General features: G+C 56.1%; 29 protein-coding genes. 16 read left to right on the forward strand and 13 right to left on the reverse strand.

What is annotated here, in order from left to right; all coding sequences use genetic code 11:
* Positions 1–222: 222 nt before the first annotated feature.
* A complete protein-coding gene (locus AC6I8B_RS06305; protein ID WP_497817616.1) occupies positions 223–1911 on the reverse strand; it encodes an aspartate:alanine antiporter in 1689 nt (562 codons plus the stop codon).
* A gap of 258 nt (positions 1912–2169) precedes the next feature.
* On the opposite strand from AC6I8B_RS06305, the gene ybjM reads away from it, so the two are divergent.
* Positions 2170–2535, forward strand: a complete 366-nt coding sequence (ybjM, locus tag AC6I8B_RS06310) for an inner membrane protein YbjM (RefSeq protein ID WP_010254412.1) — start codon at positions 2170–2172, stop codon at positions 2533–2535.
* Between the two features lie 87 nt (positions 2536–2622).
* Here ybjM and AC6I8B_RS06315 read toward each other — a convergent pair whose 3' ends face one another.
* Positions 2623–2886, reverse strand: coding sequence for a GrxA family glutaredoxin (locus AC6I8B_RS06315; protein ID WP_010254413.1), 264 nt, complete (start codon positions 2884–2886; stop codon positions 2623–2625).
* A 254-nt stretch (positions 2887–3140) separates the two neighbouring features.
* On the opposite strand from AC6I8B_RS06315, the gene AC6I8B_RS06320 reads away from it, so the two are divergent.
* From AC6I8B_RS06320 to rlmC, 10 genes are all read left to right on the forward strand, one after another.
* Positions 3141–3392 (forward strand): DUF1418 family protein, encoded by a 252-nt coding sequence (locus tag AC6I8B_RS06320; RefSeq protein WP_010254414.1) that lies wholly within the window; start codon positions 3141–3143, stop codon positions 3390–3392.
* A gap of 16 nt (positions 3393–3408) precedes the next feature.
* Positions 3409–4131 carry an oxygen-insensitive NADPH nitroreductase gene (gene nfsA, locus AC6I8B_RS06325; RefSeq protein WP_050679485.1) on the forward strand — a complete coding sequence of 241 codons (723 nt, stop codon included), beginning with the start codon at positions 3409–3411 and terminating at the stop codon, positions 4129–4131.
* 20 nt (positions 4132–4151) lie between these two features.
* Positions 4152–5054: a 30S ribosomal protein S6--L-glutamate ligase gene (rimK, locus tag AC6I8B_RS06330; protein WP_010254416.1), complete on the forward strand. Its 903-nt coding sequence runs from the start codon at positions 4152–4154 to the stop codon at positions 5052–5054.
* A gap of 87 nt (positions 5055–5141) precedes the next feature.
* Positions 5142–5621 (forward strand): YbjN domain-containing protein, encoded by a 480-nt coding sequence (locus tag AC6I8B_RS06335; RefSeq protein WP_022625960.1) that lies wholly within the window; start codon positions 5142–5144, stop codon positions 5619–5621.
* 387 nt (positions 5622–6008) lie between these two features.
* Positions 6009–7118 (forward strand): spermidine/putrescine ABC transporter substrate-binding protein PotF, encoded by a 1110-nt coding sequence (gene potF, locus AC6I8B_RS06340; RefSeq protein ID WP_010254418.1) that lies wholly within the window; start codon positions 6009–6011, stop codon positions 7116–7118.
* Positions 7119–7240: 122 nt separating this feature from the next.
* Positions 7241–8374, forward strand: coding sequence for a putrescine ABC transporter ATP-binding subunit PotG (potG, locus tag AC6I8B_RS06345; protein ID WP_010254420.1), 1134 nt, complete (start codon positions 7241–7243; stop codon positions 8372–8374).
* Positions 8375–8383: 9 nt separating this feature from the next.
* On the forward strand, positions 8384–9346 hold the full coding sequence (gene potH, locus AC6I8B_RS06350) for a putrescine ABC transporter permease PotH (RefSeq protein ID WP_010254421.1): 963 nt from the start codon (positions 8384–8386) through the stop codon (positions 9344–9346).
* Complete coding sequence (gene potI, locus AC6I8B_RS06355) at positions 9343–10188, forward strand: putrescine ABC transporter permease PotI (protein ID WP_010254422.1); 846 nt, start codon at positions 9343–9345, stop codon at positions 10186–10188. Before potH ends, potI begins: the two co-directional genes overlap by 4 nt.
* Before the next feature lie 75 nt (positions 10189–10263).
* Complete coding sequence (locus tag AC6I8B_RS06360; protein WP_022625959.1) at positions 10264–10731, forward strand: YbjO family protein; 468 nt, start codon at positions 10264–10266, stop codon at positions 10729–10731.
* 41 nt (positions 10732–10772) lie between these two features.
* A complete protein-coding gene (gene rlmC / locus AC6I8B_RS06365) occupies positions 10773–11963 on the forward strand; it encodes a 23S rRNA (uracil(747)-C(5))-methyltransferase RlmC (protein WP_157351781.1) in 1191 nt (396 codons plus the stop codon).
* On the opposite strand, the gene AC6I8B_RS06370 is transcribed toward rlmC, so the two are convergent.
* The 6 genes from AC6I8B_RS06370 to AC6I8B_RS06395 all read right to left on the reverse strand — a co-directional run bounded on the left by AC6I8B_RS06370 (position 11942) and on the right by AC6I8B_RS06395 (position 16419).
* Positions 11942–12673: an arginine ABC transporter substrate-binding protein gene (locus AC6I8B_RS06370; RefSeq protein ID WP_157351783.1), complete on the reverse strand. Its 732-nt coding sequence runs from the start codon at positions 12671–12673 to the stop codon at positions 11942–11944. The two genes, rlmC and AC6I8B_RS06370, sit on opposite strands and share 22 nt — an antisense overlap.
* Before the next feature lie 115 nt (positions 12674–12788).
* A complete protein-coding gene (gene artM / locus AC6I8B_RS06375) occupies positions 12789–13457 on the reverse strand; it encodes an arginine ABC transporter permease ArtM (RefSeq protein ID WP_031593159.1) in 669 nt (222 codons plus the stop codon).
* Positions 13457–14173: an arginine ABC transporter permease ArtQ gene (artQ, locus tag AC6I8B_RS06380; protein ID WP_010254430.1), complete on the reverse strand. Its 717-nt coding sequence runs from the start codon at positions 14171–14173 to the stop codon at positions 13457–13459. The genes artM and artQ overlap by 1 nt, the downstream gene beginning before the upstream one ends.
* Before the next feature lie 6 nt (positions 14174–14179).
* Positions 14180–14911, reverse strand: coding sequence for an arginine ABC transporter substrate-binding protein (gene artJ, locus AC6I8B_RS06385; protein ID WP_022625956.1), 732 nt, complete (start codon positions 14909–14911; stop codon positions 14180–14182).
* A gap of 15 nt (positions 14912–14926) precedes the next feature.
* Positions 14927–15655 carry an arginine ABC transporter ATP-binding protein ArtP gene (artP, locus tag AC6I8B_RS06390; RefSeq protein WP_010254433.1) on the reverse strand — a complete coding sequence of 243 codons (729 nt, stop codon included), beginning with the start codon at positions 15653–15655 and terminating at the stop codon, positions 14927–14929.
* A 224-nt stretch (positions 15656–15879) separates the two neighbouring features.
* The gene (locus AC6I8B_RS06395; protein WP_010254434.1) at positions 15880–16419 is read right to left on the reverse strand and encodes a lipoprotein; all 540 of its coding nucleotides are present in this window, start codon (positions 16417–16419) and stop codon (positions 15880–15882) included.
* 106 nt (positions 16420–16525) lie between these two features.
* On the opposite strand from AC6I8B_RS06395, the gene AC6I8B_RS06400 reads away from it, so the two are divergent.
* Positions 16526–16846, forward strand: coding sequence for a heavy metal-binding domain-containing protein (locus AC6I8B_RS06400; protein WP_003849304.1), 321 nt, complete (start codon positions 16526–16528; stop codon positions 16844–16846).
* The gene (locus tag AC6I8B_RS06405) at positions 16843–17667 is read left to right on the forward strand and encodes an N-acetylmuramoyl-L-alanine amidase (protein ID WP_157351785.1); all 825 of its coding nucleotides are present in this window, start codon (positions 16843–16845) and stop codon (positions 17665–17667) included. The genes AC6I8B_RS06400 and AC6I8B_RS06405 overlap by 4 nt, the downstream gene beginning before the upstream one ends.
* A 4-nt stretch (positions 17668–17671) precedes the next feature.
* Here the strand turns inward: AC6I8B_RS06405 and ltaE are convergent, their stop codons facing one another.
* From ltaE to AC6I8B_RS06420, 3 genes are all read right to left on the reverse strand, one after another.
* Complete coding sequence (gene ltaE / locus AC6I8B_RS06410) at positions 17672–18673, reverse strand: low-specificity L-threonine aldolase (protein ID WP_010254443.1); 1002 nt, start codon at positions 18671–18673, stop codon at positions 17672–17674.
* A 69-nt stretch (positions 18674–18742) separates the two neighbouring features.
* On the reverse strand, positions 18743–20464 hold the full coding sequence (poxB, locus tag AC6I8B_RS06415) for a ubiquinone-dependent pyruvate dehydrogenase (RefSeq protein WP_022625954.1): 1722 nt from the start codon (positions 20462–20464) through the stop codon (positions 18743–18745).
* Between the two features lie 130 nt (positions 20465–20594).
* On the reverse strand, positions 20595–21494 hold the full coding sequence (locus tag AC6I8B_RS06420; protein WP_010254448.1) for a LysO family transporter: 900 nt from the start codon (positions 21492–21494) through the stop codon (positions 20595–20597).
* Between the two features lie 132 nt (positions 21495–21626).
* On the opposite strand from AC6I8B_RS06420, the gene AC6I8B_RS06425 reads away from it, so the two are divergent.
* Complete coding sequence (locus tag AC6I8B_RS06425; protein WP_060679855.1) at positions 21627–23264, forward strand: ATP-dependent nuclease; 1638 nt, start codon at positions 21627–21629, stop codon at positions 23262–23264.
* A 73-nt stretch (positions 23265–23337) separates the two neighbouring features.
* On the opposite strand, the gene cspD is transcribed toward AC6I8B_RS06425, so the two are convergent.
* Positions 23338–23559, reverse strand: a complete 222-nt coding sequence (gene cspD, locus AC6I8B_RS06430; protein WP_010254451.1) for a cold shock-like protein CspD — start codon at positions 23557–23559, stop codon at positions 23338–23340.
* 316 nt (positions 23560–23875) lie between these two features.
* Here cspD and clpS point away from each other — a divergent pair, with 316 nt between their 5' ends.
* Positions 23876–24196 carry an ATP-dependent Clp protease adapter ClpS gene (gene clpS, locus AC6I8B_RS06435; protein ID WP_010254453.1) on the forward strand — a complete coding sequence of 107 codons (321 nt, stop codon included), beginning with the start codon at positions 23876–23878 and terminating at the stop codon, positions 24194–24196.
* Positions 24197–24248: 52 nt separating this feature from the next.
* A complete protein-coding gene (clpA, locus tag AC6I8B_RS06440) occupies positions 24249–26525 on the forward strand; it encodes an ATP-dependent Clp protease ATP-binding subunit ClpA (protein ID WP_010254457.1) in 2277 nt (758 codons plus the stop codon).
* An 85-nt stretch (positions 26526–26610) separates the two neighbouring features.
* Here clpA and infA read toward each other — a convergent pair whose 3' ends face one another.
* Complete coding sequence (infA, locus tag AC6I8B_RS06445) at positions 26611–26829, reverse strand: translation initiation factor IF-1 (protein ID WP_002211347.1); 219 nt, start codon at positions 26827–26829, stop codon at positions 26611–26613.
* Positions 26830–26944: the final 115 nt, after the last annotated feature.

Below are 26944 nucleotides of genomic sequence, written 5' to 3' on the forward strand. Positions count from 1 at the left end.
AAGGCTCTTAATCTGCCGTTGAGTTGTGTAACGGTTTAAGTTTTATGACACTTGAAGTTGCGAATCAGGCGGGGAATGACGGGGAGGGACGAAAAAAGGCATAAAAAAACCCGCCGGGAAAAAGACCAGCGGGCTCCACAATTTGGGGATTTCAAAGAAAAGCAGTGGCACTTATTATGACTATCCCTTAACAATAAAGTTCTGGACGCAGGCAAAAAAATTTTATAGGGGCAATATCGGCCAGATAATCACAATCAGCGTTCCCGCCAGCGTCAGCAACACGTTGGCGATGGCATAGGTTCCGGCATAGCCCAGCGCCGGAATATTGCTGCGTGCCGTATCACTGATGATCTCCATGGCCGGTGCGCAGGTACGTGCGCCCATGATGGCGCCAAACAGCAGGGCGCGGTTCATCCGCAACACATAAGCACCAAACAGATAGCAGATGATCACCGGAATCAGGCTGACCAGCAGGCCGCACAGCAGCATCAGCGCACCATCGCTGCTCAGGCCGTGATTAATGCCGCTACCGGCACTCAATCCCACTCCCGCCATAAACACCATCAGACCGAACTCTTTCACCATAGTGAGCGCGCCCTGCGGAATATAACCAAAGGTTGGATGGTTGGCGCGCAGGAAGCCGAGCATGATACCGGCGAACAGCAGGCCCGCGGCGTTACCAATACCAAAACTGAAATTGCTGAACTGGAAGGTGATCAGACCAATCATCAGACCCACGATAAAGAAGGCGCAGAAGGCTAAAAGATCGGTCATCTGACTGTGAATCGCGATAAAGCCAATGCGATCCGCAACGCTTTTGACCCGTCGTGCCTCGCCGCTGACCTGCAGCACATCACCTTTGTTCAGCATGATACTGTCATCGATCGGCATCTCAATCTGACTGCGTATCACCCGGTTCAGGAAGCAGCCGTGATCGGTGAGGTTTAACTTGCTGAGGCGTTTGTTTACCGCATTGTGGTTTTTCACCACGATCTCTTCAGTGACGATGCGCATATCCAGCAGGTCGCGGTCAAAGACCTCTTTGCCGTTGCGGAAGCTGGGGTCGAGCCGGGCGTGAGCATCGGGATAGCCCACCAGCGAGATATCATCGCCGAGCTGTAACACCGCATCACCATCGGGACTGGCGAGAATACCGTTGCGGCGGATGCGCTCAATGTAGCAACCGGTCTGACGATAGATACCCAGTTCGCGCAGGTTTTTGCCGCCGCTCCATGCCACCAGTTCCGGACCGACGCGATAGGCGCGGATCACCGGCAGGAAAACTTTGCGCTGGCTGTCCGCATCCAGACCGCGCTCCCGGGTGATCTGCTGGGCGCAGGTGGGCAGATCCTGATGTTGCAGACGGGGCAGATAACGTGCGCCGAAAATCAGACTGACCAGGCCTATCAGATAGGTCACGGCATAACCGAGGCTCAGCTGATCCTGCATCAGTCCAAGCTGCTTCGGATCGCTGATGCTTTGCCGCAGGGTATCGCCCGCCCCGACCAGCACCGGCGTTGAGGTCATCGACCCGGCCAGCATGCCGGCGGTGAGACCGATATCCCAGCTAAAGAGTTTGCCCAGTCCCAGCGCCAGCAACAGTGCGCTGACCACCATGACGATGGCGAGCATGAAATAGTTTTTGCCGTCGCGAAAGAAAATGGAAAAAAAGTTGGGACCCGCTTCGACGCCGACACAAAAAATAAACAGCATAAAGCCCAGACTCAATGCATCGGTATTGATCGTAAAGTGCTGCTGGCCTAATAAGAGCGAAACCACTAATACGCCAATCGAATTTCCGAGCTGAACCGAGCCCAGACGCAACTTACCCAGACAGAGGCCGAGCGCTAAAACGACAAACAATAACAAAATGTCATTTCCGCTTAACAATCCTGCGACGTTAATATTCACTGTTTAACTTCTTGTTTACATGTAACCTATTGAAGAGTAGCCTGTTTTTCGCTATCGTTAGCAGGCCGTTGAGGTGCTGTTGCATCAGTACTGCAAATGGAACCTTTACCGCGGCGCTATTCTAATCACAAATATCTTTCACAGCCATTGGCTGTTTTCATTCGTTGCCACAGCGAACTGTTTCTTTTTATTTCCATCTGAACGCATCAGGGTTATCAGCAGGTTATTTTCGGGGTTACTTTTAATCAGTGGGGTGGTATGCCGCAGCGTTCTTATCTCTGGACTACCCGCCTGTGCGGCGTGGTGTTGTACAGTCTGGTGTTTGTCTTTACCTGTCATTTCTGGCAGGTCGGTCCCGGCCCGCTTCGCGGTCAGCCCGAATTACTGCTCTTTATGTTGCCCGGTATCGTGATGGCATTGGTGCAGGTGGAAAGCCCGTTAAAAAGCACTCTGCTGATGGGGCTATGGGGAACGTTACTGGCAGCACTGCTGTTAAACAGCAGCCTGTTTATCCACAGCAATGCACTTTTTGTGGTCGCATGGAGCCTTAGCGCGCTGTTCTGGGCAGGCTGCGGGGCTTTGCTGGTGCGGTTGATGCAGATAGTGATGGCCTCACTCAATTAAACAGTGCCGGGTGACGGGTGTCAGGCAGAGCGCAAAAAGGCGAGCCAGGAAATCCTGGCTCGCCTTTTTCATTCCGGATATCAGCGCTTACGCGGCAAATCCCAGATTCTCTTTGGTCCAGGCCGCAAACTCGGTGTAGCCACCGATATGTTTTTCGTCGACGAAAATCTGTGGCACGGTGCTGACCGGTTTACCGGCGCTCGCTTCCAGGTCGGCTTTAGTAATGCCTTCTGCGTTGATATCGACATACTGGTAGCTAAAATCATCACGTTCAGCGGTCAGCTTGTCGGCCAGTTCATGGGCACGCACACAGTAGGGACAGCCCGGACGACCAAAAATAACAGCAATCATTGAAACTCCTTGCAGCGACTATTATGTGATGTGTATCACACAATGAAACAGAGAATGGCAACCATGATGCCCGCTCGTATCGCTTAAGGAAAGCAGGATTTGCCTGTTAGTCTGATGCCCGCACGCTATCGCTGCCCGGTCAGGAAGCCTCTGAATCAGAGGCTTTTTCGCGCCGGCAGCCCGTGTATCTCGCGCAATTTTTGGGTTGTTGACCATAATTGACGCTCAGTCAGCCGCTAAGGCAGGAGGATATCATGCAGAGTGTAGCCAGATTACCCCGGTTTGTGGTGGTGCTGGAGGCGGCTGGCGGCCTGTTAATCGTGGCCGCGCTGCTGCTGATCAACCACTGGCTTCCGCTGCCAGACAAGGCGGATGTAAAAACGCTGGCCACTGTGCTGTTTATTGCTGGCGTGGTTCTGATGCTGCCTGCTGCCTGGCTGTTAATGTGGCGCACCGCGAAAGCGATAGCACCACAGCTGTTTAATCAAACTGACAAAAAAAGATAATATTGCTGGAGACTTTATGACACCGACCATTGATCTACTGTGCAGCCATCGTTCAATCCGCGCCTTTACTGACCAGCCGGTCAGCGAAGCACAGCGTGAAGCGATTATTACTGCGGCGCAATCGGCGTCCACATCCAGTTTTTTACAGTGTTCTTCCATTATCCGTATCACCGACAAAGCCCTGCGCGACAAGCTGGTGACGCTGACGGGCGGACAGACCTGGGTCGCGGATGCGCCTGAGTTCTGGATCTTCTGCGCTGACTTTAATCGCCACCTGCAGATTTGCCCTGATGCGCAGCTGGGTCGTGCCGAGCAGTTGCTGCTGGGCTGCGTCGATACCGCGCTGATGGGTCAGAATGCCATGGTCGCAGCGGAATCGCTGGATCTGGGCGGCGTCTTTATCGGCGGAATCCGTAACAGTATCGTGGAAGTAACCGAACTGCTGGGCCTGCCGAAATTTGTTCTGCCGTTGTTTGGTTTTTGCCTGGGCCATCCGGAGTCAAAGCCGGACGTCAAACCGCGTATGCCGCACGCGATGCTGGTGCATGAGAACCGCTATCAGCCGCTGGATCCGGCGGTACTGGCCGAATACGATAGCCGCACAGAACTCTATTATCAGCAGCGCGGCAGCAACCAGCGCAGCGAAACCTGGAGTGAGCTGATCCAGCGCCTGATCATTAAAGAGACGCGTCCGTTTATGCTCGATTATCTGCATCAGCAGGGCTGGGCCACGCGTTAAGCCAGTAAGGGAGAGCAGCGATGAAGATAGCTATCCTGTCACGTGATGAGACGCTCTACTCCAGTCGGCGACTGCGTGAGGAGGCCGCCGCACGCGGCCACCAGGTTCAGATCATCGATCCGCTCTCCTGCTATATGAATATTAATCCCGCCTCACCGGCGGTTCACTACTGTGGTGAACCGCTGGGCCATTTTGATGCGGTTATCCCGCGCATCGGCAACCCTATTACCTTTTATGGCACGGCCGTGCTGCGACAGTTTGAGATGTGCGGCAGCTATCCGCTGAATGAGTCCGCCGCCATTACCCGCACCCGTGACAAATTGCGCTCGCTGCAGCTGCTGGCACGGGAAGGCATCGACATGCCGGTCACCGGCTTTGCCTCCTCACCCGATGACACCGCTGATCTGATCGCCCTTGTCGGCGGTGCGCCGCTGGTGGTCAAGCTGGTGGAAGGTACCCAGGGCATTGGCGTGGTGCTGGCGGAGACACGGCAGGCGGCAGAAAGCGTTATCGATGCCTTTCGCGGCCTGAATGCCCATATTCTGGTGCAGGAGTTTATTAAAGAAGCGCAGGGTCGTGATGTTCGCTGTCTGGTGATTGGCAATCAGGTGGTGGCAGCGATTGAGCGGGTGGCGAAAGAGGGCGACTTCCGCTCTAATCTGCATCGCGGCGGCAAAGCTTATCCGGTCGTCATTACGCAACAGGAGCGCCAGATCGCCGTGAAAGCGGCGGCTACGCTCGGGCTGGAAGTGGCGGGCGTCGATATTCTGCGCGCCCATCGCGGCCCGCTGGTGATGGAAGTTAACGCCTCGCCCGGTCTTGAAGGCATTGAAACCAGCAGTGACCTTAACATCGCCGCCCTGATGATCGAACGGATTGAGCAGCAGGCCATCCCCGGGCTCCGTCCTAAAACCGCTGGCTGACACGCGCTTTTCAGCGGTTTTCATGGCATCGTCGCGCATTTTTCCGTAAGCTAAGTCGCCTGTTTATCACCCCACTGGGATTTTACGATGGATTCTCTTGTCGTTCCTGATATCGACCTGCTGCGTCGCTGGCTGGATCAGCAAAATATCACCTGGTTCGAATGCGATGCCTGTCAGGCACTTCATCTGCCGCACATGCAAAACTTCGATGGGGTGTTTGACGCCAAAATCGATCTGGTCGACAACGTCATTCTGTTTTCGGCGCTGGCTGAAGTGAAGCCGACGGCGCTGATTCCACTGGTTGGCGATTTGTCGCAGATCAATGCCAGTTCGCTGACGGTGAAAGCATTTATCGACATTCAGGATGATAATCTGCCGAAACTCATTGTCTGTCAGTCAATGATTACCACCGCCGGGTTAACCTTTGGTCAGTTCTCGCACTTTATGAAACAGAGTGAAGAGCAGATCTCCATGGTGATCCTGGAAGCCTTTGCCAACAATCTGTTGATCGTGGGCGAAGAAGAAGAGCACGTTCCGGTGACCAGCGTTCATTCTGTGCTGCACTAAGCCCGACATGGTCACACACTAAGCCGTCCCTGAGACGGCTTTTTTATGCCCGCCATCCGCTGCCGCGATAATTTTTTATTCTGCATTTTGCCCTTTAACGCCAGATATTAGTCGTGGTTTATGCCATCAAAGCCGAACCTCATAGCTCAAACATGCATAAAATATCGCTTTCAGGCGTTTTTTACGCTGGGGTCTGGTGAAGCCTGACCGGGGGGGCTATGCTTGCGGGGCTGTAACAGGCGCGTAACTGCGCCTCAGCTATAGGTTTTTGCTATTAAACTCCCGCTGAATAATGATTCATTGTGTCACTGACGTCTTGTACAGAACGCAATGCAGGGATCTCTGGTTTGCAGCGTTGTAATGACCCGCTCAGGAGGATGGAAAAATATGTTCAACTCACGTCAGAAATGGCTGTCAGCTGTGGTAGCTGCTGCGCTGATGGCCGCATCGGCCAGCAGCATGGCGGAAGATAAAACGCTGCACGTCTACAACTGGTCCGATTATATTTCGCCAGATACCGTGCCGAACTTTGAAAAGCAGTCCGGCATCAAAGTGGTCTACGATGTGTTTGACTCCAACGAAGTCCTGGAAGGCAAACTGATGGCGGGCAGCACCGGCTATGATGTGGTGGTGCCATCCTCCAGCTTCCTGGCGCGTCAGTTGCAGTCCGGGGTATTCCAGCCGCTGGATAAGAGCAAACTGCCTAACTACAAAAACCTCGATCCGGCGCTGATGGAAAAAGTGGCGCAGCACGATCCGGGTAATAAATATGCCATTCCTTATCTGTGGGGCACCACCGGTATCGGCTACAACGTCGACAAGGTCAAAGCCGCACTGGGCGCCGATGCGCCGGTCAACAGCTGGGATCTGGTGCTGAAGCCGGAAAATCTGGAGAAGCTGAAAAGCTGCGGCGTCTCCTTCCTGGATGCGCCAGAAGAGATTTTCGCCACGGTGCTCAACTACCTGGGCAAAGATCCTAATACCTCTGATGCCAAAGAGTATTCCGGCGCGGCCACTGACCTGCTGCTGAAACTGCGTCCGAATATCCGCTACTTCCATTCGTCGCAGTACATCAACGATCTGGCCAACGGTAATATCTGCGTCGCCATTGGCTGGTCGGGCGATATTCTGCAGGCGAAAAACCGTGCTGATGCGGCGAAAAATGGCGTGCATCTGGGCTACAGCGTACCGAAAGAGGGCGCACTGGCCTTCTTCGATATGATGGCGATCCCGAAAGATGCGAAAAACCTCGATGGTGCTTACGCCTGGCTGAACTACATCATGGATCCGAAAGTGATCGCCGATGTCTCCAACAAAATGAACTACGCCAACGGCAACAAAGCGTCGCTGCCGTTGATCAATGCCGACGTCCGCAACAACCCGGGTATCTTCCCGACGCCAGAAGCGATGTCGAAATTGTTTGTGCTGAAAGTCCAGGATCCTAAACTGGATCGTGTGCGTACGCGCGCATGGACTAAAGTAAAAAGTGGTAAGTAATTCGTCCTTAACGGATTGACCTGTCATGAATCAGCAACAGAGGCGCGGTGTCGGCCTCTGTTGTGCCATTTTTAGCGGCAAATTTTGTCGCCATGTTCCGCCTGGCTCCGGAGAGAACCTTTGTGAACGATGCCATTCCCCGTCCTCAAAATAAAACCGCAAAGGCGTTAACGCCACTGCTGGAAATTCGCAATCTGACCAAATCCTTTGACGGGCAACACGCCGTGGATGATGTCAGCCTGACTATTTATAAAGGTGAGATCTTTGCCCTGCTGGGCGCATCGGGCTGTGGTAAATCAACGCTGCTGCGCATGCTGGCCGGTTTTGAGCCGCCAACCAGCGGGCAGATTGTGCTGGATGGCCAGGATCTGTCCCACGTTGCTCCCTATCAGCGCCCGATCAACATGATGTTCCAGTCCTACGCGCTGTTTCCCCACATGACGGTGGAGCAGAATATCGCCTTTGGTCTGAAACAGGATCGGCTGCCGAAAGGGGAGATCACCAGCCGGGTAGCAGAGATGCTGGCGCTGGTGCATATGCAGGAGTTTGCTAAACGCAAACCGCACCAGCTCTCCGGTGGTCAGCGTCAGCGTGTGGCGCTGGCCCGCAGCCTGGCGAAACGGCCAAAACTGCTGCTGCTGGATGAGCCGATGGGGGCACTGGACAAGAAGCTGCGCGACAGGATGCAGCTGGAAGTGGTCGATATTCTGGAGCGTGTTGGCGCCACCTGTGTGATGGTGACGCACGATCAGGAAGAGGCGATGACCATGGCGGGCCGTATCGCGATTATGAATCGCGGCAAGTTCGTGCAGATTGGCGAGCCGGAGGAGATCTACGAGCATCCTACCAGCCGCTACAGCGCGGAATTTATCGGTTCGGTTAACGTCTTCGAAGGCTTACTGCGTGAACGTCAGGCGGATGGCCTGGTGATCGACAGTCCCGGCCTGATGCATCCGCTGAAAGTCGACTCCGATGTCTCGGTGGTGGATAACGTTCCGGTCCATGTCGCGCTGCGCCCGGAAAAAGTGATGCTGTGCGATGAGGTGCCTGCCGATGGCTGTAACTTTGCGGTGGGTGAAGTGGTCCACATCGCCTATCTCGGCGACCTCTCTATCTTCCATGTCCGTCTGCACAGCGGACAGATGATCAGCGCACAGTTGCAAAACGCGCATCGCTACCGCAAAGGGTTGCCGACCTGGGGTGATGAAGTCCGCCTCTGCTGGGAATGCGACAGCTGCGTGGTGTTGACGGTTTAAGGAGCGGCTATGAGCCAGATTTTCCAACGCGCTAAAGCGCCTGCCCGACTGGTCGGCACGCCGCTGCAACGCTGGGCCACGCGGATAAAAATGCAGCATGGCCGCAAGCTGGTGATCGCCTTGCCTTATGTCTGGCTGGTGCTGTTGTTTCTGCTGCCGTTTCTGACGGTGCTGAAGATCAGCTTCGCGGACATTGCGCGTGCGATTCCCCCCTACACCGAGCTGGTGAGCTGGGCTGATGACCAGTTCAGCATTGTGCTCAATTTCGGCAACTACCTGACGCTGACCGACGATCCGCTCTACGTCGATGCCTATCTGCAGTCGCTGAAAGTGGCGGCGATCTCCACGGTGATCTGTCTGCTGATTGGCTACCCGCTTGCCTGGGCCGTGGCGCACAGCAAGCCATCCATGCGCACCATTCTGCTGCTGCTGGTGATCCTGCCGTCATGGACCTCATTTCTGGTGCGCGTCTACGCCTGGATGGGGCTGCTTAACAACAACGGTATTCTGAACCGGTTCCTGCTGTGGCTGGGGGTGATCGATCATCCGCTGGTGATCCTCTACACCAATACAGCGGTCTATATCGGTATCGTCTACTGCTATCTGCCGTTTATGGTGCTGCCAATCTACACAGCCCTGACCCGCATTGATTACTCGCTGGTGGAAGCCTCACTGGACTTGGGTGCGCGTCCGCTGAAGACCTTTTTCAGCGTTATTGTCCCGCTGACTAAAGGGGGCATTATCGCCGGATCGATGCTGGTGTTTATCCCGGCGGTGGGGGAGTACGTGATCCCTGAACTGCTGGGTGGCCCGGACAGCATCATGATTGGCCGTATCCTGTGGCAGGAGTTCTTTAACAACCGCGACTGGCCGGTGGCCTCCGCGCTGGCGGTCATCATTCTGCTGATCCTGATTCTGCCGATCATCTGGTTCCATAAGCATCAAAACCGTGAAATGGGAGAGAAGGCATGAATAATTTGCCAACCATCCGCTCACCCTGGCGTACCGGTATTCTGGTCTGCTGCTTCCTGTTCCTCTATGCGCCGATGCTGCTGCTGGTGGTTTACTCCTTCAACAGCTCACCGCTGGTGACGGTGTGGGAGAGCTTCTCGTTCCACTGGTACAGGGTGCTCTTCCAGGACAGCGCGATGATTGACGCCGTGCTGCTGAGTCTGAGCATTGCCGGTCTCTCCGCCACCATGGCGGTGGTGCTGGGCACGCTGGCGGCGGTGATTATCGTGCGCTTTGGTCGCTTCCGTGGCCACAATGGTTTTGCCTTTATGCTGACCGCGCCGCTGGTGATGCCCGACGTCATCACCGGACTGTCGCTGCTGCTGCTGTTTGTGGCAATGGGCAACGCCTTTGGCTGGCCGAGCGAACGCGGCATGCTGACCATCTGGCTGGCCCACGTCACCTTCTGTACCGCCTATGTGGCCGTGGTGATTAACTCGCGTCTGCGTGAGCTGGACCGCTCCATCGAAGAGGCGGCGATGGATTTAGGCGCAACGCCGCTGAAGGTCTTTTTCGTGATTACCGTGCCCATGATTGCACCGGCTATTGTGACCGGCTGGCTGCTGGCGTTTACCCTGTCACTCGACGATCTGGTGATCGCCAGCTTTGTGACCGGGCCGGGTGCCACTACATTGCCGATGGCGATCTTCGCCACCGTGCGACGCGGCGTTAACCCGGAAATCAATGCGCTGGCTTCATTGATCCTGTTTGTGGTCGGTTTAGTGGGTTTTATCGCCTGGCGGGTGATGGCACACGAAGAAAAACAACGTTTAAGCGATATTCAGAAAGCTAAACGTGGCTGAAATCCGTAACCTTTGCCACTATATGAACGGGCCGGTCTGACCGGCCCGTTTTTCGATCAGGTGGAGTCACGGACTATGTCAGAAATCTTCAAAAGCAGTGCTACGCTTTCAATCGCGCCGGTTCCGGTGACCGTTGCGGGCATTGCTATTATCGCGACCCGCTGCCTGAGCGTCCTGATGCTGGCAAACGAGCTGGGTTACAGCGAACTCGCCAACTTTGTTCACCGCAGCGCCCAGTCCTGGGACGCGACACTCATCTTTATCGCCAGCCAGCTGATCTTCCTGTTCGAACTGCGCTGCGCCTTTACCCTGATGCGCGGCAGTAACCGTGGACGCTGGGGCTATGTGGCGACGCAGGTGATTGTGCTCAGCTATATGCTGGTCGCCTCGCTGGGCTGGATCTACCCTGAGATTTTCAGCATTGATGGCGACAATAACGTTCAGATTATCCACCATACCCTGTCGCAGAAAATCCCCGATCTGCTGGTGCTCCTGCTGCTGTTTCTGCCTGCCAGCAGCCGCGCTTTTTTCAGGAAGCGATGATACAATCGCGCTCCGCCCGACCCCATCGTTAAGGCTTTACCATGCACTGCGCGCTTTATGACGCTAACCGCTGCCGCTCCTGTCAGTGGCTGGAAAAACCCTATCCCACTCAGCTGAACGACAAACAGTCGCTGCTGGAACAGTTACTGGCTGAGCAGCAGGTCGCTGCCTGGTTGCCGCCGGTCACCTCACCGCAGCAGGCATTTCGTAATAAAGCCAAAATGGTGGTGAGTGGCAGCGTAGAGCGTCCGGTGCTGGGATTAATCCATCGTGATGGTGAAGCTGTGGATCTGTGCGATTGTCCGCTCTATCCCGCCAGCTTCCAGCCGGTTTTTGCTGCACTTAAGCCCTTTATCGCCCGTGCCGGACTGACGCCCTATAACGTGGCGCGCAAACGCGGCGAACTCAAATTCCTGCTGATAACCGAAAGCCAGCAGGGCGGCGTGATGCTGCGCTTTGTCCTGCGTTCAACCGCGAAACTGGAACAGCTGCGCGCCGCATTGCCGTGGCTGCAACAGCAACTGCCGCAGCTGGTGGTGATCTCTGCCAATATTCAGCCGGTGCATATGGCGATTCTGGAGGGGGAAGAGGAGATTGCGCTGACGCCCGCGCAGTCGCTGGCAGAGAACTTCAACGGCGTGCCGCTGTGGATCCGCCCGCAAAGCTTCTTCCAGACCAACCCGCAGGTTGCCAGCGCACTCTATGCCACCGCGCGCGACTGGGTCAGGGCGCTGCCGGTCAACAGCATGTGGGATCTCTTCTGCGGCGTAGGCGGTTTTGGTCTGCACTGCGCGACAGCGGAGATGGAACTGACGGGCATTGAGATCAGCGCCGAGGCGATAAAATGCGCCCAGCGTTCCGCTGAGATGCTGGGGCTGGAAAAAGTGCAGTTTGCGGCGCTGGATTCTACGGCGTTTGCGACCGGACGCGATGCGGTGCCGCAGCTGGTGCTGGTTAATCCGCCGCGTCGTGGAATTGGTGAGGCGCTGTGCGACTATCTCAGCCAGATGGCCCCGGATTATCTGCTCTATTCAAGCTGTAATCCGCAGACCATGGCGCAGGATATTGCCCGACTGAGTGCCTATGAGGTGACGAAGGTGCAACTGTTCGATATGTTTCCCCACACCGCCCATTTTGAAGTGCTGACGCTGTTAACCCGCCGTCAGCACGCGTCCGGGAAAGCATCGTCAGAGGTAGCCTCAGCCGGTAATCACTCCGGGAACCACTTCTGATTAAGCTGCTGCCAGCTGCCGTTGGCTTTCAGTTCGTTCAGCGCCTGATTGAACTGATCGCGAAGCGCCGTATTGCCTTTGCGTACGGCAATGCCGAGACCGGTGCCAAAGTAGTCCGCATCCGTAACATGTTCACCGACAGTGGCGAGATCCGCATTGGTCTTCAGCCACTGATTCACCACCGCGCTGTCGCCAAACACGCCATCCAGCCGGCCACTCTTCATATCCAGAATCGCATTCTGATAGCTGTCATAGGCCACCACTTTCACTTCCGGATACTTATCCTGCAGGTACTTCTGGTGAGTGGTGCCGTTTTCCACGCCAATGCGCTTGCCCTTAAGCTCAGCAAAGCTGCTGAACTGGCCTTTACGGGCGATCACGATGGCGGAGTTAGCGTAATAAGGCTGGGTAAAATCGACCTGCTTGCTGCGCTCAGTGGTGATATCCATGCCGGAAATCACCGCGTCATAGCGGCGGAACTTCAGTGACGGGATCAGGCTGTCGAAGGCATTGTTGGTAAAGGTACACTCCGCTTTCATCTGCTGGCACAGCGCTTTGGCCAGATCGATATCGAATCCCACCAGGTTATTTTCCCGATCCAGGGATTCAAACGGCGGGTAGGTCGCTGAGGCGGCGAAGCGAATCTTTTCCGCTGCCTGGGCGGTAAGTGCCAGCGAAGCCAGCGCAGCGGCAACAATCCATTTTTTCATTTTATGATTCCTGTGATGTGGTCAGCCAGAGAAGGCGATACCCTGCCATAAAATGCATTTTTATGCAATTAGTGTGATTTTTCAGGCGAAAAGGGCGAGGGGCCTCGCCCGGATATCAGTTACGTCGTTCGAAGGCCAGGGCGCGCTTTTCGATCAGCCGCATCATCAGCGTCAGCAAACCGTTAACGCAGAGATAAACCAGACCCGCCGCGGCATAGACTGTGATGTCGTAGGTGCGGCCATAGAGCAACTGGCCGTGGCCCATGACTTCCATCAGGGTGATGGTGTAGGCCAGCGAGGTGCCTTTGAACACCAGCACCACTTCATTGGAGTAGGAGGAGAGGGCGCGTTTAAATGCATATGGCAGCAGAATGCGCAGCGTATCTTTGCGGCTCATGCCGAGCGCGGCACACGATTGCCACTGTCCGGAAGGAATCGCACGCACCGCACCGTAAAACAGCTGCGTGGTGTAAGCCGCGCTGTTCAGCGACAGCGCCAGCATCGCGCACAGCCAGGGCTGCGACAGTAAATGCCACAGCCAGGGGATCTGCTGGATCGAGGGAAACTGTCCCGGACCGTAATAGATCAGGAAGATCTGCACCAGCAGCGGTGTGCCGGTAAACAGTGTAATAAAGCCTTTGACCAGCGGGTTGAACACCGGCGTTTTCAGCGACAGCACCACGGTGAAGAGCAGCGCCAGCAGCAGGGCCACGACCAGCGATGCTGCCGTCAGCGTCAGGCTGGTATGCAACCCTTTCAGGAGTTCAGGCAGATAGGCCAGCATTAGCTGTTCCCCCGTTCAAAGCGGGTGGTGCGCAGTTCGATGCGGCGTAACACCGCCTGGCTGAACAGCGTGATCACTAAGTAGATAGCGGCCGCCACCAGGAACCAGGTAAACGGCTCCTGCGTGCGGGTGGCAATACTTTTGGTTTGCAGCATCAGATCGTTGACGCTAATCAGCGAGACCAGCGCGGTATCTTTCAGCAGCACCAGCCACTGATTGCCCAGACCGGGCAGGGCGTGACGCCACATCTGCGGCATAATCAGCCGGAGAAAGATGGCCGATTTTTTCATGCCCAGCGCCTGACCCGACTCCCACTGACCCATCGGCACCGCTTTCAGCGCGCCGCGCAGCGTCTGCGAGGCGTAGGCGGCATAGAGCATCGCCAGCGCTATCACACCGCACAGGAACGGACTGACGTCGAAGTTTTCAATTTCAACCTGAATCGGTAACTGAAACAGGCCGAAATTCAGGGTGAAGCCGTCAGAGAGGGTGAGCAGCAGCTGGGAGGCGCCAAAATAGATAAACAGCACCACCAGAATTTCCGGCAGGCCGCGGATCAGCGTCACCAGGCCGGTGCCAATCCACGCCAGCGGTTTCAGGCGCAGTGACTCCCAGCCAGCGAAAATCATCGCCAGCACCAGGCCAGCGATGAGAGCACAAACAGCAAGGCCGACGGTCATGCCGGCGGCGCTTGCGAGGGTCATCATTTCATTCATCAGAGATTACTGCTGGAACCATTTGCTGTAGATGGTTTTGTACGTGCCGTCTGCTTTGATCTTATCCAGCGCGCCATTGAATTTGGTCTGCAGATCGGTGTTACCGGTACGTACCGCAATGCCCAGGCCGGTACCAAAGTAGGCTTTGTCCGTGACTTTCTCACCAACGGCAGCCAGCGCGGCATTCTGCTTCAGCCATTCGTTGACGACTGCGGTGTCACCGAACACAGCATCAATACGGCCATTTTTCAGATCCAGCACCGCATTCTGATAGCTGTCGTAAGGAACGGTGGTGATCTCGCTATGTTTCTCAGTCAGGTATTTCTGATGGGTGGTGCCGTTCTGGACGCCAACCCGCTTGCCTTTCAGCGCTTCCACGCTGGCGACTTTGCCTTTCTGGGCAACAAACAGCGCGGAGTTGTCGTAGTAAGGCTTGGTGAACAGGACCTGTTTTTCACGATCTGGTGTGATATCCATGCCCGCCATCACCGCATCAAAACGACGGAATTTCAGGCTTGGGATCAGGCTGTCGAACGCCTGATTGGTGAAGGTGCAGGTCGCATCAATCTCTTTACACAGCGCATTGGCCAGATCGACATCAAAGCCCTGAATCTTGTTGTCCGCATCCACAAACTCAAAAGGAGGATAAGAGGCTTCGGTCGCAAAACGAATCGTCTGTGCCGCCGTAGCGCTCAGGCTAAAACCAGCAAGCAGTGCAGCAAGTACCATTTTTTTCATTTTTAGCATCCTGACTTAGTGCGAAAGATAGTGAGCAAACGCCTCGGTTTGCGGCTGTGTAAAGCGGCTGGCATCGCCCTGTTCCACAATGTGACCGTTCTCCATATAGACGACGCGGCTGGCCGTTTTACGTGCCACCTCCACTTCATGGGTCACAATCACCTGGGTAATGCGGGTCTGGGCCAGTTCGCGAATGATACTGACAATCTGTGCGGTAATTTCAGGGTCCAGCGCGGCAGTCGGCTCATCGAACAGCAGCACCTGCGGCTCCATCATCAGCGCGCGGGCAATCGCCACACGCTGCTGCTGACCACCGGAGAGATGCAGCGGAAAGCGATCGCTGTAGGGCGTCAGGCGCAGCCGGTCAAGCAGCTTGTCGGCGCGGGCGCGGGCGTCACTTTTGCTGAGACCCAGTACCCGGCAGGGCGCTTCAATCAGATTCTGCAGCACGGTAAGATGCGGCCAGAGATTGTACTGCTGAAACACCATACCGACGTTCTGACGCAGTTCGCGAATCGCAGCATCGGAGGGTTTCTGGCTGAAGTCGAACTGATTACCGGCAATCTGCAACTGACCTGAACGGGGTTGCTCCAGCAGGTTAAGCACCCGCAGCAGCGAACTCTTACCCGCACCGCTGGGACCCAGCAGTACCAGGGTCTCGCCTTGCGGACACTCAAGGTTAATGTCGAACAGCGCCTGATGAGCACCGTAGAAGCAGTTTATTGCGTTTAGTTGAATACTCATGCGCCAGATTTGAATAGCTATTAGTGTCGCGGATTTTAACGTCACCAGAATAGTTATGCAAATAAGGTGGGTTAAAATTTGTAAAACAGCAGGCTAACCGCAAAAGCTTAGCACAATATCATGCACTGCCTGGGGTCAGCCCACTGCAGCGGGACGGGCGGCGGAAATAAAAAAAGCGCAGCGCCCGGGGGCGACTGCGCTTCTCTGAACGGTTAAGCCTGAGGTTATTTTTTCGATTTCTCAAGCATCTGGCTCAGGCTGCCACCCTCTGCATGCGCAGGGTTGGCCATGTAGCGCACATCATCCACCACCCAGCAACTGCCCTGATGGATCATCAGCACTTCATCCTGCCACTGCTTGCCGTCGCGGCTCAGATCGACCCGCAGCGGGATGTTGCGTGCATCGCGGTTCGGAATGGTGGAAGCATCAGCGACGCTGGCGGCGGTCGGACCCTGTGACAGGCTGGAGAAGAGATCGCCATTGCGCCACTGTGCGCCTGCATTGCTGCCGCTGGCCGCCTGCAATGAGTGGTACAGCGCATCACTCAGGTAAGGGCGATATTTTGCCAGGGTGTTGCTGTCGGGCAGACCCTGCGTAGGCTGTTCGATACGCAGGTCGTAAAACTGCTGGGCCACCTGGTCAGGACCGCCTTCAATGCACGGTGCGGTACGTGGGCCATTATCCTTAATCACTGGCTCAACGGTGGTACAGGCGCTGAGCAGCAGGGCCGCCGGGATCATTAGCGCAAACGCGTTGTTTCTCATCTCGATTTCCTTATGGTTCTCTGGCAAGGTGCCCTTTTTAGCATAGAGTATAGCCGTGCTTTTTAGTCGAAAGAGCCTTAGCCCGGTTTTCAACAAGGAGAATGCGATGAAATTTTCAACAACCCCCACGCTGGAAGGTCACAGCATCAGCGAATATTGTGGCGTCGTCACCGGTGAAGCGATTCTGGGTGCCAACATCTTCCGTGACTTTTTCGCTGGCATCCGTGATGTGGTCGGTGGCCGCTCCGGTGCTTACGAGAAAGAGCTGCGTAAAGCGCGAGAGATCGCGTTTGAAGAGCTGGAGGAGCAGGCAAAAGCGCTGGGCGCCAACGCAGTGGTCGGTATCGATATTGACTACGAAACGGTCGGCAAAGATGGCAGCATGCTGATGGTGAGCGTCAGCGGCACGGCGGTGATCATTCGTTGAAACGGGGGCTGTGGCTGATACTGGCGCTGCTGCTGGCGGGCTGCCAGTCCGGGATAGAATCCCGTGACGGCTACTGGGCCGATCTGCGGCATCCGGCGCAGGGCGCGCGACCGCGGGTGAAGGTGATTGTGATCCACTACACCGCCGAAGATTTTTCTTCGTCGCTGGCGACCCTGACCGATCGGGAAGTCAGCGCCCACTATCTGATCCCCCGCCAGCCGCCACAGCGCGCCGGGAAAGGTGTTATCTGGCAGCTGGTGCCGGAGCAGCAACTCGCCTGGCATGCCGGTCCAAGCTTCTGGCGCGGAGCCAGCCGCATCAATGACACATCGATTGGTATCGAACTGGTAAACCAGGGTTATCGCCGGACCCTGACCGGTCTTGAATGGCAGCCGTTTACCGCTGCGCAGATCACCACGCTGGAGGCGCTGCTGCGCGATATTGCACAGCGCTACGGCATCACACCGGAAAATATTGTCGGTCACAGTGATATCGCGCCGCAGCGTAAGCAGGATCCCGGCCCACTCTTTCCGTGGCATCAGCTGGCCCAGCGCGGAATGGGTGCCTGGCCTGATGCCGGACGAGTGCAGTTTCATTTAGCGGGTCAGGATCCGCACGCGGTGGTGCCCGTGGAGCCACTACTGGAACGTTTACAGCGCTATGGCTATCCCGTAACGGCAGAGATGAGCGCGCGTGAACAGCAGAGGGTGATCGCCGCGTTTCAGATGCATTTCCGGCCTGCGGATTATCGCGGGCAGCCCGATGCAGAAACCGCCGCGATAGCCGCCGCGCTACTGGATAAATATGGCGCGGCGCAATAGCGGATTATTGGTGTAAAAACGCCTTCCAGTGGGCGACGACCTGCGCCAGTGCCGCACGATCAGCATCCAGATGGGTGACCAGACGGGTGCGGGTTCCTGCGCTGATTAACACCCCGCGCGCCTTCATCCACTCACCTAATGGTTTGACCTGGGCTTCCGGCACCGCCACAAACAGCATGTTGGTCTGCTGATCGATGACCTGAACGCCCAGCTCATGCAACTGCTGTCCCAGCCAGGCGGCATTGTCATGATCCTCCTGCAGCCGCGCCACGTTGTGTTCTAACGCATAGAGACCCGCCGCCGCCAGAATACCGGCCTGGCGCATGCCGCCGCCGGTCATTTTACGCCAGCGACGTGCGCGCTCAATCAGCGCCGTGTCGCCACACAGCAGAGAACCGACAGGCGTGCCCAGGCCTTTAGAGAGACAGATGGTCAGGGTGTCGCAGTAGCGGGCAATCGCCGCCAGCGTGGTCTGCTGCGCGACTACCGCATTGAAAATGCGTGCGCCATCAATGTGCAGCGCCAGCTGGTGCTCGCGGGTAAAAGTCCACGCCTGTTCCAGATACGCCAGCGGCAGGACTTTACCGTGATGCGTGTTCTCCAGACTCAGCAGACGGGTGCGGGCAAAGTGAATATCGTCCGGCTTGATGGCGGCCGCTACTACGTCGAGCGGCAGGGTGCCATCGTCGGCGGCCAGAATCGGCTGTGGCTGAATACTGCCCAGCACCGCCGCGCCGCCCGCCTCATATTTGTAGTTGTGCGCCTGCTGACCGACGATATATTCATCGCCGCGTTCGCAATGGCTGAGTAGCGCCACCAGATTTGCCTGGGTGCCGGTCGGGAAAAACAGCGCCGCTGCTTTGCCGCTCAGCCGTGCGGCTTCCGCCTCCAGCGCATTTACGGTGGGGTCGTCACGGTAGACGTCATCACCGGTTTCGGCAGACATCATCGCGCTTAACATGGCGGCGCTGGGCCGGGTTACGGTATCACTGCGTAAATCGATCACCCTATGCTCCTGAACGTGGCGGAAGAAAAAAAAGGCGGGCATCGCGCCCGCCTGGATGGAGTCTCTGTTTTACCGCAGCCAGTTGGTTTTCGCCAGTTCTACCACCTCATCACCGCGACCATTCATAATGGCGCGCAGCATGTAGAGACTGAAGCCTTTAGCCTGCTCCATTTTGATCTCGGGCGGCATCGCCAGTTCCTCTTTGGCGGTAATGACATCCACCAGCACCGGGCCATCGTGGGCAAACGCCTGCTCCAGCGCGCCATTGAGATCAGATGCCTTTTCCACCCGGATACCCCGGATACCGCAGGCCTCGGCGATAGCGGCAAAGTCAGGATTCTCCAGCTCGGTGCCATCGGTGAGATAGCCACCCGCTTTCATCTCCATCGCCACAAAGCCCAGCACGCTGTTGTTGAAAATCACCAGTTTGACCGGCATTTTCAGTTGCGCCAGCGAGATAAAATCCCCCATCAGCATGCTGAAGCCGCCGTCGCCACACAGTGCTACCACCTGACGATTGCGATCAATCGACTGCGCGCCCAGCGCCTGTGGCATCGCGTTCGCCATTGAGCCGTGGTTAAACGAACCCAGCAGGCGACGTCTGCCGTTCATCTTCAGATAGCGCGCCGCCCAGACGGTCGGTGTCCCGACATCGCAGGTAAAGATGGCGTCATCACTGGCGTAGTGGCTGATCTGCTGTGCCAGATATTGCGGATGGATCGGCTGCTTGTCGTTGGGCTGCGCCAGTTCGTCCAGACTTTTGCGCGCCTCGCCATAGTGCTTAACCGCGCTGTCGAGATGGCTGCGATCGCTTTTGTGTGTCAGTTGCGGCAGCAGCGCCTGCAGTGTGCTTTTCACATCGCCGACATAGGCCTGATCGACGTGACAATGTGACCCAAGGCTGCCCGGATTGATATCAATCTGGATGATTTTAGCCTTTTCCGGATAGAAGGCGCGATAGGGGAACTGCGTGCCCAGCAACACCAGCGTCCCGGCATTCATCATGGCGTGGAAACCGGATGAGAAACCGATCAGTCCGGTCATGCCGACATCATAAGGGTTGTCATATTCGATGTGTTCTTTGCCGCGCAGCGCATGGACGATAGGGGCTTTCAGCGCTTCTGCCAGCGCTACCACCTCCTGATGCGCTCCGGCGCAGCCACTGCCGCACAGCAGCGTAATATCGCTGGCTTCGTTCAGCGTCTGCGCCAGCTGCGCCAGTTCGGCGGGCTGTGGCAGGACCTGCGGCAACTGTGGCGGATACCATTCCGCGCTGGCGCTCTCTGGTGCCAGTTTAAGCGCGACATCCCCAGGCAGCACCACCACCGAGACACCACGATTCAGAATCGCTTTACGCATCGCGATGCCCAGCACCTGCGGGAGCTGCTCAGGGTTCGAAACCAGTTCGCAGTAGTGGCTGCATTCGCGGAACAGCTCCTGCGGATGGGTTTCCTGAAAATAGCCGCTGCCGATTTCGCTGGAGGGAATATGTGCCGCAATCGCCAGAACAGGAACGCGGTTACGATGGCAATCGAATAGACCGTTGATCAGATGTAAGTTGCCTGGCCCACAGGAGCCGGCGCAGACCGCCAGTTCACCGCTGATGTGCGCTTCCGCGCCCGCTGCGAATGCGGCGACTTCTTCATGGCGCGTCGGCATCCATTCAATGGTGCCCATGCGATTAAGACTGTCGCTCAGGCCGTTAAGGGAATCCCCGGTGACGCCCCAGATGCGTTTTACGCCCGCGCTTTCCAGCGTTTTGGCGACCAGCGCCGCGACGGTTTGTTTCATGCTCTTCTCCTTTGTCGGCCCGCCCTGAAGAGTGACGTGACCAGAACCGAAAAAAGAAGCGTAGACGACACGGAAGAAAAGCAGGCGTGAAAAAATGCGCTGGCAGAGCTCAGCGCATATCAGACAGGATTCAGGCGGAGAAGAGGGCGATAAGAATCGGGGCCAGCAGGCTCATCACAAAGCCGTGCACAATGGCGGCCGGGACGATCTCATTGCCGCCCGCCCGCTGCAGCACCGGCAGGGTAAAGTCCATTGAAGTTGCGCCACACAGGCCCAGTGCGCTGGAGCGATGACGGCCAATCAGCGCCGGAATGAGCATGATTGCCACCAGTTCACGTATCAGGTCGTTGAAGAAGGCGGCGCTGCCGATGACCGGACCAAAAGCTTCGGTCATCAGAATGCCGGAGAGAGAGTACCAGCCAAAACCGCTGGCTAACGCCAGACCGGTTTTCAGCGGCACGCCCAGCAGCAACGCCGCAATCATGCCGCCGATAAGCGCGCTGACCAGCACTACGCTGGCAACCAGCAGGCCACGACGGTTCAGGATAATCTGACGCAGCGTCATGCCGCTGCCGCGCAGCTGAATGCCAACCAGAAACAGCAGGAAGATCAGCGCATATTCGCTGGCCGTCGAGGCGTGTTGCAGCAGTGGCCACTGGGTCAGGCCAAGCAGAAAACCGATGACAACCACGCCGCATAGCTTCAGAGAGTCCAGCGCCATATGCAGCCGCGAGGGCAGTTTCTCCTGCCGATGCGCATGCTGCCATGGGGCATATTTTTCCAGCCCGCGCAGCGCCAGCAGGTTGCACAGCAAAATACAGAAGGCCGCTACCAGCGCGGTGTGAAATACCGCCAGCAGATTGCTGCTCAGGTTGTCGAGAAAGGCCAGGCTGATGCCCATAAAGAACAGAATGACGTAAACCATCCAGCCCAGCAGCTGATTGACCCGGCGCAGGGTTGAAGTTTGACGGAACGGTAGCAGCCAGCCGGCGATCAGCGGCAGAAGAATAATCAGGAGTCCGGAGTACATAGCGATAAGGGCCATCCATGGTGGAAGAGGCCACACGCTAGCGAAAAAGCGTAACGGAGTAAACCCTGATAAAGCGGCTTGACCGGCTCGCTGGCGGCAACCATGCTGTTTATAAACTGAGGATGGACGCCTATGATTCTGGAACATATCGACATTCGCGGTTTCCGCGGCATCAATAAGCTCTCACTGCCTTTAACCCAGACCAATCTGCTGATTGGTGAGAACGCCTGGGGCAAATCCAGTCTGCTGGATGCCCTGAGCCTGTTACTTTCGCCCCATGAACCGGCCTATGTTTTTACCGAGGCTGATTTCCATTTCACCCCAGGCGATGTGACCGATGCGATGCGCCGTCTGTCGGTGGTGTTCCACTTTCGCGATGACGGCAACGACCCGGATGCGGTGCTCTCAACCTTCTGGCAGCGTGATGCTCAGGGCCAGCGTCAGCTCTGTTACAGCGTCAGCGCCACCTGGCGTGACAGCGGTATCGAAACCCGGCGCCGTTTTGTTGACCTGAACTATCAGCTGTTGCCTGAGCAGAACTGCGCGGCGGCCATCGATCTTTTGCTGAAACGGTATCCGGTTTTGCGATTGCGCGATGCGCGTTTCAGTAAGCGGACGCGGAGTAGTGCACCGCTCCCCACCGCACATCCTGAGCTACTGGCGGGTATGGAGACGCTGGCGCGCGATCTGGAGCACCATCCGCAACAGCTCAGCGATGAGGTGCTGCGGCAGGGGCTGAAGACGATGCAGCAACTGATGCAGCACTACTTTCTGGTGCAGCCGCCCGATGCGGGCAACGAGGTCAGGCTACGGGACCCGCAGACGCGCGAGGGGGGACAGGGATGGCGGGCGCTGGATCACCTGAATCAGCTGATTGCCGGAACCGACTCCCGCAGCCGTCAGCTGATACTGCTGCAGATGTTTACCCTGCTGATTGAGGCACGAGGAGACGTCCCGCTGGCCGCCGGTGCCCGCCCGCTGCTGCTGATTGAAGATCCGGAAACCCGGCTGCATCCGATTATGCTGTCGGTAGCATGGAATCTGCTGAGGCTGCTGCCGCTGCAAAAAATCGCCACCACTAATTCGCCGGAGCTGCTGTCGCAGGTGCCGGTGGAAAACGTCTGTCGTCTGGTGCGTGGACCCTCGCGCGTAGCGGCCTGGCGCATCGGTCCAGAGGGACTGAGTGCCGAAGAGAGCCGGCGCATTGGCTTCCATATTCGGGTCAACCGGCCTGCTGCACTGTTTGCCCGTTGCTGGCTGCTGGTGGAGGGAGAAACCGAAGTCTGGATCATGAATGAGCTGGCGCAGCAGTGCGGTTACAACTTCGCTGCTGAAGGCGTGAAGGTGATTGAGTTTGCGCAGTCGGGGTTAAAACCGCTACTGAAGTTTGCCCGGCGCATGGGTATCGCCTGGCATGTCCTGACTGACGGTGATCAGGCGGGGAATAAATATGCCAGTACGGCACGCACTCAGTTACAGCCGGGTGAACCGGAGCCGCGTTTTCTGACGCAGTTACCGGCGCTGGATATGGAAAATTTTCTCTATCAGCACGGCTTTCAGGATGTCTATCATCAGATGGCGCACCTGCCGTTAAACGTTCCGATGAGTTCCAGGCGTATTATTACTAAAGCGATTCACCAGAGCTCCAAGCCGGAACTGGCGATCGCAGTGGCTACGTCGGCGGCGGAACGCGGGCCAGAGGCCATCCCGCCATTGATGCGGCAGATGTTTGCCCGGGTGATTGGACTGGCGCAGGGCCAGGCAGATTAGGTGACATCGAACAGGAAAATGCCAGCGGCACTGGCTGGCATTTTTGGGTCTTTGTTCAGAAAGGCGATATGTGTCAGGCCACAGCCTGCACCTCGACCGGCACGATCAGGCTGGCGTGATTGCCTTTCGGGCCTTCGTGGACATCGAACTGTACCTGCTGGCCTGCCTTAAGCGTGCGGTAGCCTTCCATCTGAATGGTGGAGTAGTGCGCAAAAATATCTTCGCCACCGCCAATCGGACAGATAAAGCCAAAGCCTTTGGAATTGTTGAACCATTTAACTGTGCCCGTCTCCATGCTTTTACTTCCCTCGCAAGACATTTTATAAGTAGGTGAGGTCATCGAAGCTGTGAGTCGGATTTGATTAAAACTCAATCAGCCTGTGCAGCTAGAATGTAGAGAAAGCGCGGCTGACGTCAAGCAAACCACCGGGCCAGGTGGGGGAAAAATCATCAAAATTTGAGGCAGTTAACGCTATTGCAAATTTTGTGATGCAGGTCGCGCAGGGGAATTTCTGAATAAATTTTCAGCAGCGGCATGCGGCTTGACAGGCATGTTAAACTCTCAATATGTAGCTACTTAAAGGCTAAAAGCAAAATCTCAACGGAACACTATGGCAAACGCAAACGACTGGCTTAACTTTGAACATCTGGCCGACGATAAAGTACGTGAAGGGTTAAAGCCGCCTTCTATGTATAAAGTCATTCTGAATAATGACGATTATACACCTATGGAATTTGTTATTGACGTTGTACAAAAGTTCTTTTCTTATGATGTTGAACGTGCAACGCAGCTGATGTTGAAAGTTCACTATCACGGCAAGGCGATCTGTGGTGTATTTACTGCAGAAGTCGCCGAAACAAAAGCGGCCCAGGTGAACAACTATGCACGGGAAAATCATCATCCGTTGCTGTGTACGCTGGAAAAGGCCTGAACCCGTCTCCATATAGGAAACAGGTAAGGGCGATAATTGGGGGAGGTGCCTAATGCTCAATCAAGAACTGGAACTCAGTTTAAATATGGCTTTCGCCAGAGCGCGTGAGCACCGTCATGAGTTTATGACCGTCGAGCATCTGTTACTGGCGTTGCTCAGTAACCCGTCGGCCAGAGAGGCACTGGAAGCCTGTACGGTGGACATTGTGGCTCTGCGGCAGGAACTCGAAGCCTTCATCGAACAAACTACGCCCGTGCTGCCTGCCAGCGAAGAGGAGCGTGATACACAACCCACGCTTAGCTTCCAGCGCGTCCTGCAGCGTGCGGTTTTCCATGTCCAGTCATCCGGTCGCAGCGAAGTCTCCGGTGCGAATGTGCTGGTCGCCATTTTCAGCGAGCAGGAGTCGCAAGCGGCTTATCTGCTACGCAAACATGAAGTGAGCCGCCTTGATGTGGTGAACTTCATCTCTCACGGTACGCGTAAAGATGAGTCTGGCCAGGCGCCAGGCGCAGAAAATCCGGTTAACGAAGAGCAAGCAGGCGGGGAGGAGCGTATGGAAAACTTCACCACCAATCTTAATCAGCTTGCTCGCGTCGGTGGTATTGATCCACTGATTGGTCGCGATAAAGAGCTGGAACGTACCGTTCAGGTGCTATGCCGTCGCCGTAAAAATAACCCGCTGCTGGTGGGTGAGTCGGGTGTGGGTAAAACCGCCATTGCTGAAGGTCTCGCCTGGCGCATAGAGCAGGGCGATGTACCGGAAGTGATGAAAGACTGCACGATCTACTCGCTGGATATCGGTTCGTTATTAGCCGGCACCAAGTACCGTGGTGACTTTGAAAAACGTTTCAAAGCGCTGCTGAAGCAGCTGGAGCAGGACGAACACAGCATTCTGTTTATCGATGAGATCCATACCATCATCGGTGCGGGTGCTGCATCCGGCGGCCAGGTCGATGCTGCGAACCTGATCAAACCTCTTCTTTCCTCTGGCAAGATTCGGGTGATGGGTTCCACCACCTATCAGGAATTCAGCAACATCTTTGAAAAAGACCGTGCCCTGGCACGTCGCTTCCAGAAGATCGATATCACGGAGCCTTCACCAGAAGAGACCGTGCAGATCCTGAATGGCCTGAAGACCAAGTACGAAGCGCATCACGATGTGCGCTATACCGCGAAAGCGGTGCGCGCAGCCGTGGAACTGGCTGTGAAATATATCAACGACCGTCATCTGCCTGATAAGGCGATTGATGTGATTGATGAAGCGGGTGCGCGTGCGCGCCTGATGCCAGCCAGTAAGCGCAAGAAAACCATCAACGTCTCTGACATTGAAACGGTGGTGGCCCGTATTGCCCGTATTCCTGAGCAAAGCGTGTCAGCAAGCGACCGCGATACGCTGAAAAATCTGGGCGATCGTCTGAAGATGCTGGTGTTTGGCCAGGACAACGCCATTGAGGCGCTGACGGAAGCGATCAAAATGAGCCGTGCAGGTCTGGGTCAGGATCGTAAGCCGGTCGGTTCCTTCCTGTTTGCCGGGCCTACCGGTGTTGGTAAAACGGAAGTCACCGTGCAGCTGGCGAAAGCGCTGGGCATTGAGCTGCTGCGCTTTGATATGTCCGAGTATATGGAGCGTCACACCGTCAGCCGTTTGATTGGTGCGCCTCCGGGTTACGTCGGTTTTGATCAGGGCGGCCTGCTGACGGATGCAGTGATTAAGCATCCTCATGCGGTGGTGTTGCTGGATGAGATTGAGAAAGCACACCCGGATGTCTTCAACCTGCTGCTGCAGGTGATGGATAACGGTATGCTGACCGACAACAACGGTCGCAAAGCGGACTTCCGCAACGTGGTGCTGGTCATGACCACTAACGCCGGTGTCCGCGAGACTGAACGTAAGTCGATTGGCCTGATTCATCAGGACAACAGCACCGATGCCATGGAAGAGATCAAAAAGATGTTTTCTCCAGAGTTTCGTAACCGTCTCGACAACATTATCTGGTTCAGCCACCTGTCACCAGAGGTGATCCATCAGGTGGTCGACAAGTTCATTGTCGAGTTGCAGGCGCAGCTGGATGCCAAAGGCGTGTCGCTGGAAGTCAGCGATGAAGCACGCGACTGGCTTGCTGAGAAAGGCTACGACAAAGCGATGGGCGCTCGTCCGATGGCGCGCACCGTGCAGGACAGCCTGAAGAAACCGTTAGCCAATGAACTGCTGTTTGGTTCGCTGGTGGATGGCGGCTCGGTGTCAGTGGCGCTGGATCGTGAGAAAGGTGAACTGACCTATCACTTCCTGAGTGCTGAAAAACGCAAAACCGAAGGCACTGTGCATTAATCACCTGCTGCAGATATGAAAAAGGCCGGATTAAAATCCGGCCTTTTTTTCGCTGCAAATTGCAGAGCGATGAGATTACTGCAAATTAGCGACTACGGAAGACAATGCGGCCTTTGCTCAGGTCGTACGGGGTCAGCTCAACGGTCACTTTGTCACCCGTCAGGATGCGGATGTAGTTTTTGCGCATTTTACCGGAGATATGAGCAGTAACCACGTGTCCGTTCTCAAGTTCTACGCGGAACATGGTGTTAGGTAACGTATCCAGTACGGTACCTTGCATTTCAATATTGTCTTCTTTGGCCATCGAATCCTCTGGGTGTACTACCTTTCAGTTGAACCGGCAAGATAATGCCCAATTCAACGATTTATGTAAAGAACCGTCGGCGATTTTGCCAACGCTTTGCCGGGGTGCACGTCAG

The sequence above is a fragment of the Pantoea sp. X-Soil-ISGK-285 genome, assembly GCF_059730815.1.